13 protein-coding genes and 3 pseudogenes are annotated in these 16395 nt (G+C 65.5%); 9 read left to right on the top strand and 7 right to left on the bottom strand.

Going from position 1 to position 16395, the window contains the following annotated elements; genetic code table 11:
* Positions 1–443: 443 nt before the first annotated feature.
* Positions 444–908: a GntR family transcriptional regulator gene (locus PM1_RS10130; protein WP_084229694.1), complete on the bottom strand. Its 465-nt coding sequence runs from the start codon at positions 906–908 to the stop codon at positions 444–446.
* On the opposite strand from PM1_RS10130, the gene PM1_RS10125 reads away from it, so the two are divergent.
* From PM1_RS10125 to PM1_RS10100, 6 genes and pseudogenes are all read left to right on the top strand, one after another.
* The gene (locus PM1_RS10125) at positions 901–2040 is read left to right on the top strand and encodes an FAD-dependent monooxygenase (protein ID WP_009617085.1); all 1140 of its coding nucleotides are present in this window, start codon (positions 901–903) and stop codon (positions 2038–2040) included. The genes PM1_RS10130 and PM1_RS10125 overlap by 8 nt on opposite strands.
* Positions 2041–2104: 64 nt before the next feature.
* Complete coding sequence (locus PM1_RS10120) at positions 2105–2953, top strand: fumarylacetoacetate hydrolase family protein (protein ID WP_009617083.1); 849 nt, start codon at positions 2105–2107, stop codon at positions 2951–2953.
* Between the two features lie 130 nt (positions 2954–3083).
* Positions 3084–4280, top strand: a complete 1197-nt coding sequence (gene mhpT, locus PM1_RS10115; protein WP_009617081.1) for a 3-(3-hydroxy-phenyl)propionate transporter MhpT — start codon at positions 3084–3086, stop codon at positions 4278–4280.
* Positions 4281–4362: 82 nt separating this feature from the next.
* Positions 4363–5634, top strand: coding sequence for an OprD family porin (locus tag PM1_RS10110; protein ID WP_009617078.1), 1272 nt, complete (start codon positions 4363–4365; stop codon positions 5632–5634).
* A 240-nt stretch (positions 5635–5874) separates the two neighbouring features.
* Positions 5875–6530 (top strand): annotated as a pseudogene (locus tag PM1_RS10105) (XdhC family protein).
* Positions 6531–6670: 140 nt separating this feature from the next.
* Complete coding sequence (locus PM1_RS10100) at positions 6671–7582, top strand: LysR family transcriptional regulator (RefSeq protein ID WP_009617074.1); 912 nt, start codon at positions 6671–6673, stop codon at positions 7580–7582.
* Positions 7583–7595: 13 nt separating this feature from the next.
* Here PM1_RS10100 and PM1_RS10095 read toward each other — a convergent pair whose 3' ends face one another.
* The 6 genes and pseudogenes from PM1_RS10095 to PM1_RS10070 all read right to left on the bottom strand — a co-directional run.
* Entirely contained in the window at positions 7596–8585 is a 990-nt protein-coding gene (locus tag PM1_RS10095) for an aldo/keto reductase (protein WP_009617072.1), read from the bottom strand.
* 33 nt (positions 8586–8618) lie between these two features.
* Entirely contained in the window at positions 8619–9668 is a 1050-nt protein-coding gene (locus PM1_RS10090) for an NAD(P)-dependent alcohol dehydrogenase (RefSeq protein WP_009617070.1), read from the bottom strand.
* 136 nt (positions 9669–9804) lie between these two features.
* Positions 9805–11031, bottom strand: a complete 1227-nt coding sequence (locus PM1_RS10085; protein ID WP_009617069.1) for an MFS transporter — start codon at positions 11029–11031, stop codon at positions 9805–9807.
* 105 nt (positions 11032–11136) lie between these two features.
* On the bottom strand, positions 11137–12117 hold the full coding sequence (locus PM1_RS10080; RefSeq protein ID WP_218585329.1) for an alpha/beta hydrolase: 981 nt from the start codon (positions 12115–12117) through the stop codon (positions 11137–11139).
* Positions 12118–12293: 176 nt separating this feature from the next.
* Complete coding sequence (locus PM1_RS10075) at positions 12294–12647, bottom strand: cyclophilin-like fold protein (RefSeq protein WP_024128613.1); 354 nt, start codon at positions 12645–12647, stop codon at positions 12294–12296.
* 769 nt (positions 12648–13416) lie between these two features.
* Positions 13417–14073 (bottom strand): annotated as a pseudogene (locus PM1_RS10070) (HAD-IC family P-type ATPase); the annotation flags it as partial.
* Positions 14074–14392: 319 nt separating this feature from the next.
* Between PM1_RS10070 and PM1_RS31315 the strand changes: the two are divergent.
* The 3 genes and pseudogenes from PM1_RS31315 to PM1_RS10055 form a co-directional block, all read left to right on the top strand.
* Positions 14393–14635, top strand: a pseudogene (locus tag PM1_RS31315) (cyclic peptide transporter); the annotation flags it as partial.
* 199 nt (positions 14636–14834) lie between these two features.
* The gene (locus PM1_RS10060; RefSeq protein WP_009617060.1) at positions 14835–15350 is read left to right on the top strand and encodes a sigma-70 family RNA polymerase sigma factor; all 516 of its coding nucleotides are present in this window, start codon (positions 14835–14837) and stop codon (positions 15348–15350) included.
* Positions 15347–16330, top strand: coding sequence for a FecR domain-containing protein (locus PM1_RS10055; protein WP_009617058.1), 984 nt, complete (start codon positions 15347–15349; stop codon positions 16328–16330). Before PM1_RS10060 ends, PM1_RS10055 begins: the two co-directional genes overlap by 4 nt.
* The last annotated feature ends 65 nt before the right edge of the window (positions 16331–16395 follow it).

Below are 16395 nucleotides of genomic sequence, written 5' to 3'. Positions count from 1 at the left end.
ACTTACTGGGTGAGGGAAATCTGGGGCACTGCCAGCGCCGCGGAAGGCTCGGCTAGCTGCGATATCTGCTTTGAACACCATTCTGCCGTTAGCGCAAGGCAGGCACCGTGCAGTAACGGTACGTTAACCGTCATGTCAGGTGCCTGATACGGCCGCTGCGCTCAAATCCCGACCGGCATACCCCACCACGAAACTCGCTCCTTCCATTGGTCATTGCACGGAGAGAGTGGCGCTCGCGAAGAGAACGCAAAGCTTGGTGCTCGGATTACGCTGCGACTACACGCCAAGACTGCAGCTTGGTGTCCGACTGCGCCCGGGAATATCCTGAACACGCCGCGTTACCGGCCTGTACAGAAGAACCACGCTTCGGCGGCCGGCCTACACTCTTGCGCGATCAGCCTATCGATAACGCATCTACCGCTTCGAGCCTCCCTCGAGCCTCATCAGCTCACCAGCCCCGCGGCCAGCACGATCCGCGCGGTTTCCTCGTAGTGATGGCGCAGCAGCTCGCAGGCCCGCTCCACGTCCCGCTGCAAAACGGCATCGAGGATGTCGCGGTGCTCGCGCTCCACGTCCCGCTGCAACGTTTCCGGAGCCGGCGCGGCCCAGCGCCGGTACAGGTCCGTCGACTGCGACAGGTTGTTGGCGATCCGCATCATCGGCTCGCACTGGCAGCCCACGATCAGGGCCTGGTGGAACGCCCTGTGAGCTACTGACCAATCCTCGCTGATCCGTTCGGGATCGCTACTGCAGCGGCGAGGCGTGCGAGCCAGGCGGTGGTGGGCGGCGATCAGCTCCGTCTCCCACTGCAGGTCGCCGCGCTCGATGGCCAGGCGCAGCGCCAGCGACTCGGTGACGCAGCGCAGTTCGGTCACATCCCGGAACTCCCGCAGGTCGAGCTTGGGCACGAAGTGGGTGCTGGCCTGCGATGGCGGCCGCAGCCCGGTGCGCACGCAGCTCGGCATCCCCCTCGAAGGCTCGACCCAGGTCGAGAAGTGGATCGTGGTGGACGTCCTCAACACCCCGGGCGAGCCAGAGCGCTTCTCGCGCTTCCACTGCAACGGCGTGCGCCCCTGCGTGGTGGTACCCGGCGTCAAGGGCCGCTGCCGCTACGAGTTCATGCTGTTGCCCGGCGATGACCCGGCCAGGGTGACCACCCCGGAATTCATCATCGAGCTGGTCGCGCCCTACCAGCGCATAGTCGCCGCGGACATCCGCCGCGCCGCTGTCTATGTGGCGCAACAGCGGATCGCCGCGAGCTTCCGCCGCGGCCGCGTGCTGCTGGCCGGCGATGCGGCCCACCTGATGCCGCCGTTCGCCGGACAGGGGCTCAACGCCGGCATCCGCGACGCGGCGAACCTCGCCTGGAAGATCGCAGCCCATGTCCGTGGCCAGGCCAGCGAAGCGCTGATCGACAGCTACCAGGCCGAGCGCCGGCCCCATGCGGAACAGATGGTTCGGCTCTCGCACCGCATCGGCAAGGTGGTGATGAGCACCCATCCGCTGCTGACCACCTTGCGCGACGTTGCTGTCGTGGCCCTGGGGATAGTCCCGCCGGCCAAGCGCTGGTTGGTCGACATGAAATTCCTGAAGCAGCCGTATTTCACGACAGGCTGCATAGTCCCGCCGGCTTCCGATCTGCCGCGGGCGGCCGCCGACCTGGTGGGCCGCGCGCTGCCGCAGCCCCGGGTACAGCGCCCGAACGGGGAACGCGTCGCACTGGACAAGGTGCTGGGGCCCGACTGGGCGATCCTGCGCTTCCCGAAGGACGCGGCGCTCGAAATCCAGCGGCCGGCCGGCCGTCGCGAGGGTGTCGTCGACCTCGACGGTGCCTTCGCCGCGCTGCTCGGCAGCGGCCTCACCCTGCTGGTGCGCCCCGATCGCTACGTGGCCGCCGCCAGCCGCGCGCCGGACGAGCAGTTGGCGCTCCAGGCATTGGCAGCGCTCATCCCTGCACTGCCCGCTTGCCTGTACGGCACCGGCCCGCAGGGCGACACACAACCCCGTGCGTCCCTGGCAATCCAGTCGCAAGCCTCGTGAGCCGCGGCCATGCAACGCCTCAACCCCGTGCAGCGAGCTGCACTCAACCAAACCGGGAACTCCCATGAAACTCATGAGCTTTGAACACGCCGGCAAGGCGAGCTTCGGTGTCGCAGTCGGCGATGGCGTTTTCGATCTTCAGCACCTGCTGGAAGGCCGCTTCGCCGACCTCAAGAGCCTGCTGGAGGGCGACGGCATCGCCCTGGCGGCAGCAGCCATCGAGGGCCGCACGCCGGACCTGAAACTGGCGGACGTACGCTTCCTGCCCGTGATCCCCAACCCCGGCAAGATCTGGTGCGCGGGCCTGAACTACGGCGAGCACGTCCGCGAGACCGGTCGCGAGATCAGCGAGAAGCCGATGTTCTTCCTGCGCGTGGCGGATTCCCAGGTCGGCCACGACGAGGCGATCCCGCGGCCGCCGGAATCGACCCGGCTGGACTACGAAGGCGAGATCGCGGTCATCATCGGCAAGGGCGGCCGGCGCATCCGCGAGGAAGACGCCTGGGAACATATCGCCGGCTACGCCTGCTACAACGACGGCTCGGTGCGCGACTGGCAGCTGCACACCGCGCAATGGGCGCCCGGAAAGAACTTCTGGCGCACCGGCGGCTTCGGCCCCTGGATGGTGACGGCCGACGAGATCGAGCCAGGCGCCCGGCTGTCGCTGGTGACGCGACTCAATGGCGAGGAGGTGCAGCGCGCAACCACGGACATGATGCTGCACAGCATCCCGCGGCAAATCGCCTATGCCTCGACGGTGGCTCCGCTGCGCCCCGGCGACGTCTTCGTGACCGGGACTCCGGGCGGCATCGGCGCCAAGCGCACACCGTCGCTGTGGATGAAGCCCGGCGACGTGGTCGAGGTGGAGGTCGAGCGCGTCGGCATCCTGCGCAACACCATCGTCGACGAATAGCTCGCTAGCCTGGCCGGCCCCGGCCGGGGCCGGCTTTACCCATTACAAGAACAAGACGGGTGAATCCAATGAGCAATCGCCTTGCGCTGCACGACGCACCTGCCCTTCCCCACCAAGGGAGGGCAGTGGCATGACAGTGGAACGAGCAACCGTTCACGGCCAGCCGAGGTTGGCCATCACCATAGCCCTGTGCTTCCTGGTCGCCTTGCTGGAGGGCGTGGACCTGCAGGCGGCCGGCATAGTCGCACCGGAGCTGGGTGGCGTCTTCGGCCTGGACAGGCTGCAGATGGGCTGGGTGTTCAGCGCCGGCATCCTCGGCCTGCTGCCCGGCGCCCTCGTCGGTGGCTGGCTGGCCGACCGCATCGGGCGCAAGCGTGTGCTGATCGGCTCGGTGGCCTTGTTCGGCATATTCTCCCTGGCCACCGCCCATGCCTGGGGCCTGGGAAGCCTGCTGGTGGCACGCCTGTTCACCGGCGTCGGCCTGGGCGCGGCGCTGCCCAACCTGATCGCCCTGAGCTCGGAGGCCGCTGGCGCGCATCTGCGCGGCCGGGCGGTAAGCCTTATGTACTGCGGCGTGCCGCTGGGTGGGGCGCTGGCGGCGGGCATCGGCATCGCCGGGTACTCCGGCGGCTGGCAACTGGTGTTCCACATCGGCGGCGTGGTGCCGTTGCTGATCCTGCCGCTGCTGGCGCTGTACCTGCCTGAGTCCAGCGAATTCCACAAACCGTCGGGGCAGGCCCGGGATAGCCGCAGCCTGCATCGCGACCTGCTCGGGCAAGGCGCCACCTGGCTGTTGTGGATCAGCTATTTCTTCACCTTGATGGTGGTGTACATCCTCATCAACTGGTTGCCGAGCCTGCTGGTCGGCCAGGGTTTCAGCGCCAACCACGCCAGTTGGGTGATGTTCGCCCTGCAGATAGGCGCGGCCATCGGCACCCTGGCCCTGGGCATGCTGATGGAGCGCCTGCCGGCCTGGTGCATGGCGACGTTGGTGTACCTGGGCATCCTCGTGGCGCTGGCCGGTTTGGGCCTGGCCGACAACCTGGGCGCGATGCTGCTGGCCGGTTTCGTCGCCGGCTTCTTCGCCACCGGTGGGCAGTGCGTGCTCTACGCCCTGACGCCCTGCTTCTACCCCGCGCGAATGCGCGCCACCGGTGTCGGCGCCGCGGTCGCCGTCGGCCGCCTGGGCGCCATGAGCGGGCCGCTGGTGGCGGGCCAGATGCTCGCCCTGGGGGCTGGTTCCGCAGGCGTTCTGCTGGTTTCGGCGCCGGGCATCGTGGTCGCCGCCCTGGCGCTGTTCCGCTTGATCACCCAGCGCCCCGCCTAGCCGGATCGACGCCCCCACCCTGCGCATTCTCTGCCGCCAACACGGCAGGGCTTCGTACAACTACAAGAAAGTGAAGAGCATCATGCACAAGGCATCCCACGCCCTGCTGTGCCTGGCTGTGCCCCTGTCCTACGCCTGCAGCGCAAGCGCCGCGGGCTTCATCGACGACAGCCATGCCGACCTGGTCCTGCGCAACTACTACTTCGACCGCAACTACCTGGGCGAAACCCCGCAGGCCGCCGCCCGCGAGTGGGCCCAGGGCTTCATCCTCAACTTCAAGTCGGGCTTCACCGAAAGCCCGGTAGGTTTCGGCCTGGACGCCCAGGGCATGCTCGGGCTGAAGCTGGACTCCTCGCCGGACCGCGCCGGTACCGGCCTGCTGCCCTTCGACCCGGCTACCCGCGAGCCGGCCGACGACTATTCCGAACTGGGCCTGACGGCGAAGCTGCTCATCTCGCGGACCGAACTGCAGGCCGGTACCATCAGCACCTTCCTGCCGATCGCCTTCGGCGCCCCCACACGCCTGCTGCCGCAGACCTTCCGCGGCGTCTATCTGCACTCGACGGACATCGACGACCTGAGCCTGCATGCCGGATGGATGGACCGCATCAACCTGCGCGACGCCACCAACTACGAGAAGATGCGCATCAGCGCGCCCAACGGCCGCTTCAACGGCGCCGCCACCTCGGACAGGTTCACCTTCCTCGGCGGCGACTACGCCTGGTCGAAGCAACTGACGCTGAAGTACTACCACGCCGAGGTAGACCAGCTGTACCGCAAGGACTACTTCGGCTTCGTCGACGAGCGCGCGCTGGGCCCGGGCCGGCTCAAGAGCGACTTCCGCCTGTTCGTCACCGGCGAGGACGGTGCGGCCAGGGGCGGCAAGGTGGACAACCGCAACGCGGCCCTGATGCTGACCTACGCCTGGGGCAGCCATAGCCTGGGGCTAGGTTACTCGCACCTGGATGGCGCCACCGGGATGCCATACCTGTACGGCACCGAAACCTTGGTGATCACCGAGGGCACCCTCAGTTCCGAATTCCTCAACCCCAAGGAGCGCAGTTGGCAGGTGAAGTTCGACCAGGACTTCGCCGGCGCCGGCCTGCCCGGGCTAAAGGGCATGCTGCGCTATGTGCGCGGCGGCAATATCGAGCTGGCGAAATTCGGCGGCAGCGGCCTGAGCGAGAGCGAGAAGGACCTCGAACTGTCCTACACGGTGCAGAGCGGCAGCCTCAAGGGCGTGGCCTTGCGTGTGCGCCACGCCTGGTACCGCAACGACTTCGCGCCCGGCGCCACGCACCGCGACGACAACGAGCTGCGGGTGAATATCGACTACACCCTCGCACTCTGGTGACGGCCTTCAGCGCGCGGCATCCGCCTCGATATTGACCGTGGCGGTCGTGCCGGCGCTGAGGTGGATGACGACGGCCCGCAGCCGGGTGAACAGCGCCGCGTGCCAACGCCAGTAAGTTCGCTCCTACGAGGAGCGCGGCGCGATGAAAACCGCCTCGAAGGCGGCTTTGGGTTAGAACGGCGCTCCTGGCTTCTGCTGTCGCTATTCCGAGGTCCAGCCGGCCGGGTAGGGGAACAGTAGTTGGAAAGCGTTGACGTGCGCGTCCTGCGAACCGCCCGCGACTGGCTTGCGGCCGAGCATCGGCTGTTGCTGGCGACAGTGGTCAGGACCTGGGGCTCCTCGCCCCGCCCCGTCGGGTCCATGATGGCTCTGCGCGAGGATAGCCGTTGTGTCGGCTCGGTGTCGGGCGGCGGCATCGAGGACGACCTGATCCACCGATACACCCGCGCCTACGGGGATGGGGAAATGGCGAATATCTCGACACCTGGTCCGTGACCGGCGTGCAAGTCACCAGGGAAATGCCCGATGACGCAGTCCGTGCCATGCGGCCCGACACGCGCACCTGCATCGTGGTCCTGAGCCACGACCCCAAGCTATACGACCTGGCCCTGCTGGAAGCCCTCGATGGTCCCGCCTTCTACGTAGGCGCCATTGGCTCGCGCCGCAACACCGAGAGCCGACGGCAGCGCCTGATAGAGCATTTCTACGCCTCCGCGGACTCGCTCTCGCTGGCACGGCTGTACGCGCCGGTAGGCATCTACATAAGCAGCAAGACCCCTGCCGAAATCGCCATGAGCGTGATGGCCGAGATCCTTGCGGCCAAGAACGGCATTGCCCTCCCCTCCACGCTCGGCGTGGCACAAGCCAAGACACGTATTGAAAAGCAGGGAATGTGACCACGCGGATTGCCCAGGGAGAGCCCCTCCCCCAGGACCTGGAGAAGCCTTGCACGAGATCTCCGGTCGGCCGATTGATCGACTGATTAATTCGCCAATAAAATATTAGATATGCTTATCAATTCACTGCAAGCCGGACCATGATCAAACGCAACCTCAACGACCTCCTCTACTTCGTCACGGTCGCACGCGAAGGTAGCTTCACCCGCGCCGCGGCCCTGCTGGGCGTCACCCAATCGGCGCTCAGCCAGGCGATCAGCGGCCTGGAGGCACGGCTGCAGATCCGGCTGCTCACTCGCACCACCCGCAGCGTTTCCCCCACGGCAGCCGGCGAGCGGCTCCTGCAGGCCATCGGCCACCGCTTCGATGAAATCGATGCGGAGCTGGAGGAGTTGACGGAGATGCGCGACAAGCCTGCGGGTACGGTACGCATCACCTGTGGCGATCATGTCCTGCGAACCACGCTGCTGCCCAAGCTGACGCCCCTGCTGCTCGAGTACCCCGACATCAAGATGGAGTTCGATGTGAACTACGGTTTCCGCGACATAGTGGCGGATCGTTTCGATGCCGGTGTGCGCCTGGGGGACACCATCGACAAGGACATGATCGCGATGCCCATCGGACCGCCGATCCGCATGGCCGTCGCGGCTTCTCCAGCCTACTTCGCCGAACATCCCGAACCTGCGAACCCGCGGGATTTGATGAACCACAAGTGCATCAACATGCGCATGCAGTCCGGTGGAGGGCTTTATGTCTGGGAATTCGAGCGACGCGGGCACACGCTGAATGTCCGCGTCGATGGCCAGCTCACTTTCAATACCTCGCCCAACATCGTGGATGCCGCTTTGGCAGGGTTGGGAGTGGCCTGGCTACCGGAAGAAGAATTCGCCCCCCACATTGAAGACGGCCGCCTGGTCCGGGTGCTGGAAGACTGGTGCGCCCCCTTCCCGGGGTACTACCTGTACTACCCCAGCCGGCGGCAGCCATCGCCAGCCTTCTCGCTGGTCGTCAACGCGCTGCGCTTCACTCGCCCGCGGGGAAAGAAGGCCTAGAACGACATCGCTCCTACCAGGCGTAGGCCATTGGCGCCTCGCCACCCGGTCCCGGCCAGATCTCGTCCAGCCTGGCCAGCGTCTCGTCCGAAAGCTTCAGGGACAGCGCATCGAGACTCTGCTGCAACTGCTCGACGGTACGCGGGCCGCTGATTGCGGCAGTGACGACCGGGTTGTGCAACAACCAGGCGAGCGCCACGACCGCAGGTGGCTCACCCAGTTCGCCACACAGCGCCTCGTAGGCTTCCAGTTGCGGGCGCAGCTTGTTGATCCGCTGCTGCAGAGCCGGAGTGGCCCGGCGCCCCTCGGCGACTTTGCGCAGCACACCGCCCAGCAGGCCCATGCCGATCGGGCTCCACGGGATCAGGCCTATCCCGAAGTGGCGCAGCGCCGGAATCACTTCCAGCTCGATGGTGCGCTGGGTGAGGTTGTACAGGCTCTGTTCCGACGCCAGGCCCAGCAGGTTGCGCGAAGCGGCGGTCAACTGTGCGGTGGCGATATCCCAGCCGGCGAAGTTGCTGGAGCCGACATAGGTGATCTTGCCTTCGCGTATCAGTTGCTCCATCGCCTGCCAGATTTCCTCCCAGGGCGTTGCCCGGTCGATGTGGTGCATCTGGTACAGGTCGATATGGTCTGTCTTCAGGCGCTTCAGGCTCGCCTCGCAGGCACGGCGAATGTGGTAGGCCGACAGGTACTTGTCGTTGGAGCCGGTCTCCATCGGCTGATAGACCTTGGTGGCCAGCACGATCTTGTCGCGGCGCGATCTGTCCTGCGCCAGCCAGTTGCCGATGATCTCCTCGGACGTGCCGAAGCCCTTGGCCATGTCCGGCGACTGCGGCCCGCCATAGACGTCGGCTGTGTCGAAGAGGTTGATGCCGGCGCCGAGCGCCTCATCCATGATCCTGAAGCTGGTGGCTTCGTCTGCCAGCTCGCCGAAGTTCATGGTGCCCAGTGCGATGCGGCTGACTTTGAGGCCGGTACGGCCGAGGTGCGTGTAGTGCATGCGTGTCTCCCGGAGTTGCTGCGATGGGATGATTCAGGCGGCGAGCGAAGCGCAGTCGATGACGAAGCGATACTTCACGTCGCCCTTGAGCATGCGTTCGTAGGCCGCGTCGATTTCCGCGATGCGGATCATCTCGATGTCCGCGACGATGCCGTGCTCGGCGCAGAAATCCAGCATCTGCTGGGTCTCGGGAATGCCGCCGATCATCGAGCCGGCCAGGCCGCGGCGCTTCATGATCAGGTTGAATACTTCGACGGGCGGATGCGGTGTGGCCGGGGCCCCTACCAGCGTCATGCTGCCGTCGCGCTTGAGCAGCACCATGAACGCATCCAGGTCGTGCGGCGCGGCCACGGTGTTGAGGATGAAGTCGAAGCTTTTGCCGTGCGCCGCCATCTCGCCGGGGTTGCGCGAGACCACCACCTCGTCGGCCCCCAGGGCCCTGGCCGCCTCGCGCTTGGAGTCGGAGGTGGTGAACGCGACCACGTGCGCGCCCATGGCATGCGCCAGCTTGATGCCCATGTGCCCTAGCCCGCCGATGCCGACCACCCCGACCTTGTGGCCAGGCCCCACCTTCCAGTGGCGCAACGGCGAATAGGTGGTGATGCCAGCGCACAGCAGAGGCGCCACGGCGGCCAGTTGCGCCTCGGGGTGCCGGATGCGCAGCACATAGCGCTCATGCACCACGATCCGCTGGGAATAGCCGCCCAGGGTGTGGCCCGGCGCATCGGCTGTCGGGAAGTTATAGGTGCCGACCATGTGGTCGCAGTAGTTTTCCAGCCCTTCGCTGCAATCCTCGCAGTGCTTGCAGCTATCGACAATGCAGCCTACGCCGACCAGGTCGCCCGGCTTGAAGTTCGAGACCTGTGCTCCCACGGCCGAGACGCGACCGACGATCTCGTGGCCCGGTACGCAGGGATAGCGCGTGCCTGCCCATTCGGAGCGAACCTGGTGCAAATCCGAGTGGCATACGCCGCAATAGGCGATGTCGATCTGTACGTCGTGGGCGCCGGGAGCACGGCGGGTGATGTCGATCGGTTCGAGGGGACGATCGCTGGCATAGGCGCCGTAGGCTTTGACGGTCATAGACTTTCTCCTGTGTGCGGGCTGTCTGGCGATGGGCGGCGGGCGTGTCGCCGTCGCTATGGAGCTGGCTGATGCCGTGGTCTTCGTTGAGACATCAGAGCGTGGCTTTTTTCATGGCAGTGTCCCGCGGGATCGATCAGCCGTGTGCCGCGGACCGGCGCGCGGTCATGAGGGTCAACACCGCGCAGATCGCCAGCAGCACGGCGCTGGCGATGAAGGTGCTGCGGTAGCCGCTGTGGTCGAACAGCAGGCCGCCAACGGTGGAGCCCAGTGCGATGGACATCTGGACCACGGCGACGAACAGGCCGCCACCGGCCTCGGCATCCCTGGGGAACACCTTGGCGATCCAGGCCCACCAGCCCACGGGCGCCGAGGTGCCGGTCAGGCCCCACAGCGCGAGCAACGCGATGACGACGGTGGTCCAGCCGCCGAAGGCGACCAGTGCCAGGGCCGTCGCCGCCATCAGCAGCGGGATGACGACCAGCGTCTGGTAGAAGCCCCGCTGCAGGACACGGCCGATGAGCGCGGTGCCGATGAAGCCGGCCGCGCCGATCACCAGCAGGATCAGGGAGATGGCGGAGCCATGCACGCCCGTGACCGTTTCCAGGAAGGGCCGCACGTAGGTGAACAACCCGAACTGCCCCATGAACAGCAGGCTGCTCGCCAGCATGCCCATGGCAACACCCGGATGCTTGAACAGGGTGAACACCTTGAACACGTTGCCGATGCCGGATGCGCGTACCGCGGCCGGCATGGATGGCAAGGTCTTCCACTGCCAGGCCAGCGCGATCAGCGACACCGGCACCAGGCACAGGAACGCACCGCGCCAGCCGATGACGGTGCCCAGGTAGGCGCCCATCGGCGCGGCCACCACGGTGGCGAGCGCGTTGCCGCCGTTGACGATGGCCAGGGCGCGCGGCACATCGCGCGTCGGCACCAGGCGGATGGCCGTGGCCGCCGACATGGACCAGAAGCCGCCGACGACTACGCCGATCAGCGCACGGCCAACCATGTAAATGACGTAGTTCGGCGCCAGCGCGACGATCGCGCCGGATATGCCCATCGCCAACGTCAGGCCCAGCAGCAGCGTCTTGCGGTTGAGGCTGCCGGCCAGCGCCGAGATGAACAGGCTGGTAAGCACGGCGAAGACGCCGGAGATGGCAATGCCCTGGCCGGTCATGCCTTCGGTGACACGCAGGTCCGCTGCCATGGGCGTGAGCAGGCTGACGGGCAGGAACTCGGAGGCGATCAGCGCGAAGGCGCAGACGGCCAGGGCGAAGACGCCGCTCCAGGATGTTGGCGTCTCCTGGTGCTCGCGAAGGGTGTCGGAGCCCTTGGGGGCGTCGATGGCGGTGGTGGTCATGGAATGCCTTTCTTTTGTCGCTCGATAGGAAACACCGCGCCGTCCACCGGGACAGCGCGGTCAGGGGGTTCAGGCACGAGGGGCGTTTCGCGCGCCCCGTTGGCTCTACGCCGACGCGGCCAGGTTCTTCTGGAAGAACGCCATCAGCTTGTCGAACGGGATCTTGTCCATCCGGTCGTACAGGTCCACGTGGACGGCGTCCGGAATGATCATGAGTTCCTTCGGCTCTGCCGCCGCCGCGTAGGCGGTTTCGCTGAAGTAGCGCGAGTGCGCGTTCTCACCATGAACCAGGAGGATTGGCCGCGGCGAAATCTCCTTGATGTAGGTGAGGATCGGCAGGTTCATGAACGGCAGTGGCGTGGTGATCGTCCAGGCGTTGCCGGAGTTGACCGCGCGCGGGTGATAGCCGCGCGGAGTCCGGTAGTAGTCGTGGTACTCGACCAGGAACTGTGCCTCGCCCCCCTTCAGTTCGTTGTAGGGCGGCTGGTACGCAGGGGTGCCGCTTTCCGCGTCCTTCCAGCGCTGCTGGCTCAGTTGCTCCAGCGTCTGCGTGCGCTGTTCGAGGGTGGCGCTGTCGTTGTAGCCCTTGGACATGACGCGGCTCATGTCGTACATGGTGCTGGCCACGACGGCCCTGATGCGCTTGTCCACGGCGGCGGCGCTCAAGGCCATGCCGCCCCAGCCGCAAATGCCGATGATGCCGATCCGTTCGCGGTCGACATTGGGTAGCAGGCCCAGGCAGTCCACCGCGGCGCTGAAATCCTCGACGCTGATGTCCGGCGAGGCGACGTTGCGCGGCTCGCCGCTGCTTTCGCCGGTGTAGGACGGGTCGAAGGCCAGGGCGATGAAGCCGCGCTCGGCCATGGTCTGCGCGTATAACCCCGAGGATTGCTCTTTCACGGCGCCGAACGGGCCGCCGACGGCGAGCGCCGCGAGCTTGCCGCTGGCGTTCTTCGGCTGGTACAGGTCGGCCGCCAGGGTGATGCCATAACGGTTCTTGAAGGTGACTTTCCGGTGGTCGACCTTGTCGCTCCTGGGAAACACCTTATCCCACCTGTCGCTGAGCTTCACGGCCGACTGCGCCATGGCCGGACCACTGGCAATGGCGCCGACACCCACGGCGGCGATTCCGGTGGCGGTCATTTTGAGCAGGGTGCGACGACTCACGCCCAGGCTATCCGGCGTGGCGATGTCGCTCGTCTCGAGGGTCTTGGTCATGATGGGGATGTCTTTCACGCAGCTGGCTGTCACGGGGATAGGGTCTAGGGCTCGACGCGCTCGATCCGCACCTTGTAGGGACCGGGCCGGGACAGGATGGACAGGCCTTCATCGACCTTGCCCAGCGGCAGCAGGCTGCGCGAATAGGCGCGCGGCTTGATGAAGATCGCCAGATTGCCCCAGGGGGCGTAGTGGGTCAGTTCGCCGGCCACGGGAGTCATGCCCTCAGGGGCGCCCTGCGTGGAGAGCTTGCGCGGCAGATCGGAGACGCGCTCGATGGTGTCGTAGTCGGTCAACGTCAAGGACAGCGGCAGCAGCGATGCGAAATCCTTGGCGGTGGGGTTGTCATACAGGGTGGCAGTGGCGACCTGCTCACCGACGACCAGGCGAATCTTCATGGGGAACTCCTTGGAGGGCGCGGACGAGGTGTCGCTCGCTGCCCAGGCCACCAAGGCACCAGGTATGCCCACCGCCAGGGCCAGGCAGGCGCTGGCGAGGAGCATCGAGGTCCTGTGGCGCGACGGATGCCAGGAGAGTGAGGGAGCGTTTTTCATGGCTGCTATGATGGCGAATCAGAGCTCGGCCGAATAGCTAATGGATCCTTAAAGAGTATATAAGCCCTGCTAATCAATTCGCGCGAGACAAGGAAATAGCGAAAGCCATCAACGACTCCCTGTGCTGAGTCAGAGAGCGCCTCTTGCGTCCTGGCAACAGCATTAATGAAAGGGCTCTCGCCCCTCGACGGTTCGCAGGATCCGTTGGACTCAGCAATACCACCGCGGCATTGGGTGGGAAACGCAGACAGCGTGATCCCCGCATCGTTAGTCAACGCCTACTTGGTACGTCTACACCCATATGCTTGCGTTTGCTCCAGATCACCAGCAAGACTGGGAAGTTCTCTGGAAACCTGGCGAGATAAGCCGTTGAGTTGCGAGAGTAAATCCAACTTGCAAGCCTACGGTGACCAGGATCCGTCCTTAGCAAACGAACCATGGTCACCAGACCAGAAGCAGCCTGTCGAAAGGGGCAGAAATCGGCCAGAAGGAGACGTACACAGAGGTCATACCACCAGGGGCGAGGGTCGATGCCAGTGAGTAATGCCAGACTCGCAACACGCGAGCGCCGCAAGTTGGAGGCCACAGTGAGCGGGCTCCACTGGACATTGCATCAAACTTGCGCGGCCGATTCATTGGGGTTGGAAAGCGTTTCGTCATAACGCAACAGCCGCCCGGCATTGGCCAGCACGAGTAAAGTGCTGAGGTTATGCAGCAGTGCCGTCACCATGGCGCCCGCCGCAGCCAGCAGGCCGAAGGCGGCAGCCAGCACAATCGCCAGTGTCCAGCCCAGGCCGATGATGACGTTGATCTGCAGCGTGCGCCGACACAGGCGACTCAGGCGAATACAAGTCCCCAGGCGCCGCAGATCGCCATTGATCAACACGATATCCGCCGCCGCCAAAGCGATGTCGGCGCCCCCTGCCCCCATGGCCACACCGACCACGCCCGCCTTGAGCGCCAGTGAGTCGTTGATGCCATCGCCAACCACCAGCGGACGAAAGCCGGTCGCCAGCTCCTCATTCACGTGGCGCAACTTGTCTTCAGGTAGCGCCTCGGCCACCACCTGAGTAACGCCGATTTGCGCAGCCACTGCCTCGGCGGAGTCGCGGCGGTCCCCGGTCAGCAGCAATTGACGTCCCAGCCCCAGCTCCCGGAGCTGTTGCAAGACTTCAGCGGACTCCGCGCGCACGCTGTCCGCCAGCAGTAGCCAGGCAACAAAGCGTCCTCCTAGCGCCAGGCCGGCAATGGGACCGCCATGGGCAGGAACCGCGGGCAATTCGATACTGGGAACGCGGCTGGAGCTGGAGCAAGGCGTGCTGATCGCCTTCGTGCTGGTCATGCTGTTCGTCCGCGGCCCCATCGAACAGGTGGCCAGCGGCCTGCCCGCCGCGGTCCAGGCCCAGGTTGCCTTCCGCCGAATCGCTGCCATGCTCGCCGACTTCACCCAGTACGAACCCGACCTGCTGAGCGAGCGGCCGACCGGTGTCTTCCCCGCTTTGCAAGCGCTCGAACTGCGCGATGTCAGCTATACGCACCTCGACTCCGCTGGCCAGCCGACCTTCCACCTCGGCCCGCTGGACTTGCACCTGGAGGTGGGCCAGCGCAAACGGCTGGCGCTGGTACATGCCTTCCTCGAACAGCGGCCGCTGATGCTCTTCGACGAATGGGCGGCGGACCAGGATCCGACCTTCCGCCGGGTGTTCTACGAGGAACTACTGCCGGACCTGAAGCGCCAGGGAAAGGCCCTTATCGTGGTGTCCCATGATGATCGGTTCTTCCACCACGCCGACCAGCTAGTCCAGCTGCGCAATGGGCGCGTTGTCGACTGATCCACCAGCCCCTCGCTGGCACCCGCTCTTGGTGCAAGCCGTCGACAACAGTTGGCCAGAAGACTTCGCTTGAAGGGGCAAGCGGCTCGGTGCGCCTGAGCATTCTGGCGAAACGCCACTTTTCTTGCGGTAGTCCGACCAACTCTTTTAAGATGAGATAACTTCTCACCTGCAAGTCGTTATCACGCAAGGATTCGCGTTGCCATTTCCGCCCGCCTCCGCCACCCGCCACGTCGATATCCAAGCCCTGTATCTCGATCACCATGCCTGGCTGCTGGGTTGGCTGCGCAAGCGGCTGCGCCACAGCGAGGGCGCGGCGGACCTGGCGCAGGACACCTTCCTCCACATCCTCGGCAAGCCGGCACCCTTGCAGGACATCCGACAGCCCCGCGCCTGGCTGAGTGTCGTCGCCCGGGGCCTGCTGATCGACCGGTTGCGCCGGCAACGGGTCGAGCAGGCGTACCTGGAGGCCATCGCTCACTTGCCCGAAGCGCAAGTGCCCTCCCCGGAGCATCAACTGATCCTCTTGGAAACCCTGGCGCATATTGACGCCCTGCTCGATGGGTTGGCGCCCAAGGTGCGCACGGCCTTCCTGCTGTCTCGCCTGGAAGGCCTCGGTTACAAAGAGATCGCTATCCGCCTGGGCGTCAGCCTCAGCTCAGTCGAGAAGTACATGGCGACCGCCATCCGCCACTGTTTCCTCGCCCAACGATGAACGCCAATTCCCCCGACGATCTGCCCGATGCGGTACTCGACCAAGCTATTGGCTGGCTGGTTCGTCTGCAGTCGGGCTACGCCGATGAATACACGCAAGCGGCATGCCTACAGTGGCGACACGCCCATCCGCTGCATGAAACCGCCTGGCAGGCGCTACAGACCAGCGAATCCGCGTTCCGGCGACTGGCCGAGGCTCCCGGCAGCGTCGCGCAAGACGCCCTGCAGCGCCTGCAGGGCAAACGCCATGGCCGCCGCCAGGCTCTCAAGATGCTCGGCTTTGGCGTGGCGATCACCGGCCTGGGCGGTTGGGGGCTGCGCGAGCACTCGCCGGCAGACTGGGCCTCGGATTACAGCACCGGCGTAGGCGAACACCGGCAGTTCCTGCTGAGCGATGGCACTCGCCTGCAGCTCAATACCTCCAGCGCGGTGGATGTGCGTTTCTCCAAGCAGCGCCGAACGGTCCAGTTGCTGCGCGGCGAGATTTTCATCGACACCGGCAAGGATATCGCTGCGCCGGAGGGATATCGCAGCCTCTGGGTCGACAGCAGGCACGCACAGCTACAGGCCATCGGCACTGCCTTCGGAGTACGCGAGGAGGCCCGGGGGACACGCCTGCGGGTCGAGGGAGGCATCGTCGCCATCCATCGCGCCGGATCGCAACCCATTCGGGTGCTGGCGGGTGAGGAATACCTGATCAGCGCCGATGGCAGCCACAACGTCGTGAGCCCTGCCATGAACAGCAGCGCTTGGATTCAAGGCCTGCTCGTCGCCAAACGCATGCGTCTGGCCGAGCTGCTCGCAGAACTGGCGCGCTACCGGCACGGCTGGCTCAGCTGCGATCCAGCGATTGCCGGGCTGGAAGTCTCTGGCGTGTTTCAGCTCGACCACATCGACCAAGCCCTGGATGCTCTCGGCGATTCAATGCCTTTGCGCATTCAGCGCTTTACCCCGCTGTGGACACGAGTGACCGCTCGCTGAGAGAGATGCAAAAAATTCTCAATACTGATTACGGCTTTATCCGAGCCCTTCGGCAAACAGGAAAA

The organism is Pseudomonas sp. M1 (genome assembly GCF_022760135.1).
Taxonomy (GTDB): Bacteria; Pseudomonadota; Gammaproteobacteria; order Pseudomonadales; family Pseudomonadaceae; genus Pseudomonas; species Pseudomonas citronellolis.
Note: the sequence above shows the minus strand (reverse complement) of the source record. Positions and strands in the feature narration are given on the sequence as shown.